This is a genomic window from Meiothermus luteus (assembly GCF_003574085.1).
Classification (GTDB): Bacteria; Deinococcota; Deinococci; order Deinococcales; family Thermaceae; genus Meiothermus; species Meiothermus luteus.
The window spans coordinates 1-2,156 of record NZ_QWKZ01000189.1 but is presented as its reverse complement, the minus strand read 5'-3'; the positions used below and the strand labels follow the sequence as shown (position 1 = coordinate 2,156).

Below are 2,156 nucleotides of genomic sequence, written 5' to 3'. Positions count from 1 at the left end.
GGTGCAGGGGGTGGAGGGGGAGATAGAAAAGGTACGGCGGGCCGACCTCCTCCTGTTCCTCTTCCCCATCTGGTGGTATGGGATGCCGGCCATCATGAAAGGCTGGATTGACCGGGTCTTCGCCTACGGGTTTGCCTACGATGAGGCCCATTCCTTTGAGCATGGCCTCTTTAGGGGCAAGCAGGCCCTGCTTTGCCTCACCACAGGAACCCGGGCGGCTTACTACCAAGAAGCCCCCGAGCGAGACCTGCTCCGGGTTCTGGAACCCATCCACTACGGCGTCTTCGCCTACTGCGGGATGGAGGTGCTGCCTCCCTTCATCGCCTACGGACCCGCCGAAATGAGCGAGGCCGAGCGAAGAGAGACCCTTGGGGCCTTTCGAGGCTACCTGCAAAGGCTGGCTGAGCTAAAACCCTTGCGCTTCAGCCATAGTAGCCTTTAGCTATGCAACGCCGCGCTCTGCTGGGGGGTCTGGTTTCGTTTGGCCTAGGCCTATCGGGGCAAGCCCAACGCCCCTCAAACCTGGAGAAGGCCGCGGCATACTCGGCCCAACACCGCGGCATCGCCCTTTTGGTCATGGTGGAGGGAAAGGTGGTCTGGGAGGATTATCCCAATGGCGGGCATCCCGAGCGGCCCCACGAACTCGCCAGCGGCACCAAGAGCTTCAGCGGGCTTATGGCGGTGGCAGCAGCCCAAGACGGTCTTCTAGCGCTGGACGAGCCCGTGGCTCAAACCCTCTCAGAGTGGCGGGACGACCCCCTACGCTCGGCCATCACCATACGCCAGCTCTTACAGCTTGTAAGCGGCCTACCTGGAGGCCGCCTAGGCCGCCCCCCTACCTATGCCGAGGCAGTGCAGACCCCAGCAGCGGCCCCCCCAGGCAGCCGCTTCTCCTACGGCCCTATTCCCTTTCAGGTGTTTGGCGAGCTGATGCGGCGAAAGCTAGGGGGTGACCCCCTGGCCTACCTGGAGCGGCGCATCTTCTTTCCCTTGGGCCTAGAGTACGCCTTCTGGCGACGAGGTCCCGACGGCTATCCCCACCTCCCTTCTGGGGCCTTCCTCACAGCACGAAACTGGGCACGTCTGGGCGAGCTGGTGCGCACGGGCGGGGTTTGGCAAGGGCGACGGCTACTGGACGAGGCCCTTGTTGCCGAATGCTTCCTTCCCTCGTCCGTCAACCCTTTCTACGGCCTTACCTGGTGGCTTTCTAAAGCGCTACCGCCACAACAGCAAACGGCCTTGCGGCAGTTCGGGCTCGAGCTCGATCAGCCCGGTTGGGTGGTGGCCGCAGGCGCTGGCGGCCAACGGCTTTACGTGCACCGCGAGAAGGGTTGGGTGGTGGTACGACAGGCCGCAGGGATATTGGAGTCTCTGGAGGGAAACCGTCCTCCCTTTTCAGACCGGGTCCTCCTTCGTCTTCTGACCGGCCCAGGGGAAGCCCCGTAACCTAAATAGTAGGCAAAGGGCATCCAACCGCTATGACCCAGGGTGAAGTGCGCGAGATGGTCTGGACGGCGCTGGCCCGGCACCACGCGGCCACCTACCCCCTCCCCCCGCACGGCCACCACCCCAACTTCGTGGGGGCCAGCCGGGCCGCCGAGCGGCTGATGCGCCTGCCCCTATGGCACAAGGCCCAGGTGGTGCTGGCCGGTCTAGACCAGGTGCTCAAGCCCTTGCGGGAAGCGGCCATGAAGTCCGGAAAAACAGTCCTCATCCCCCACCCGGACAGGGCCGGCCGGTACCTGAGCCTAAAGGGTTTGCCGCCCCAACAACTCAAGCGCATCCGGGAGGCCGCCTGGCTCGGTCGGCCCGTAGAGCTGGAACACATCCCCATTGACCTGGTGCTGGTGGGCTCGGTGGCGGTGGACGAAAAGCTGGGCTGGCTGGGCAAGGGCTATGGCTTTCCGCCCAAAAACCTCCGGGTCGCCGCCCCCTGGGCCACCCTGGCCCACACCCTGATGGTCTTTGAGGCCCTGCCCTGCGAACCGGAGGGCAAGGTGGACTTGATCGCCACCCCACACCAAGTCATCAGCATCTGAAGTAGGCTTGTGGGTATGTGGACCAAGGAGGAGCTTGACCGCTACGCACGCCACATCGTGCTTCCTGGGGTAGGGGGAGCGGGGCAGGCCCGGCTAAAAGAAAGCGCGGTGCTGGTG

The 2,156-nt window shown here is 64.3% G+C and carries 3 protein-coding genes and 1 pseudogene; all 4 read left to right on the top strand.

What is annotated here, in order from left to right; all coding sequences use genetic code 11:
• Positions 1–442, top strand: a 442-nt coding sequence (locus Mlute_RS15090) for an NAD(P)H-dependent oxidoreductase (protein WP_147371135.1), incomplete at its 5' end; no start/stop codon positions are given.
• A gap of 2 nt (positions 443–444) precedes the next feature.
• Positions 445–1,446, top strand: a complete 1,002-nt coding sequence (locus Mlute_RS15085; protein WP_119361326.1) for a serine hydrolase domain-containing protein — start codon at positions 445–447, stop codon at positions 1,444–1,446.
• A 32-nt stretch (positions 1,447–1,478) separates the two neighbouring features.
• Positions 1,479–2,039 (top strand): 5-formyltetrahydrofolate cyclo-ligase, encoded by a 561-nt coding sequence (locus tag Mlute_RS15080; RefSeq protein WP_119361325.1) that lies wholly within the window; start codon positions 1,479–1,481, stop codon positions 2,037–2,039.
• 15 nt (positions 2,040–2,054) lie between these two features.
• A pseudogene (locus Mlute_RS16315) lies at positions 2,055–2,156 on the top strand (adenylyltransferase); the annotation flags it as partial.

Excerpts from the sequence above, each read along its gene's own strand:
- Mlute_RS15085 (WP_119361326.1), top strand. The coding sequence starts at position 445 with ATGCAACGCCGCGCTCTGCTGGGGGGTCTGGTTTCGTTTGGCCTAGGC.
- Mlute_RS15080 (WP_119361325.1), top strand. The coding sequence starts at position 1,479 with ATGACCCAGGGTGAAGTGCGCGAGATGGTCTGGACGGCGCTGGCCCGG.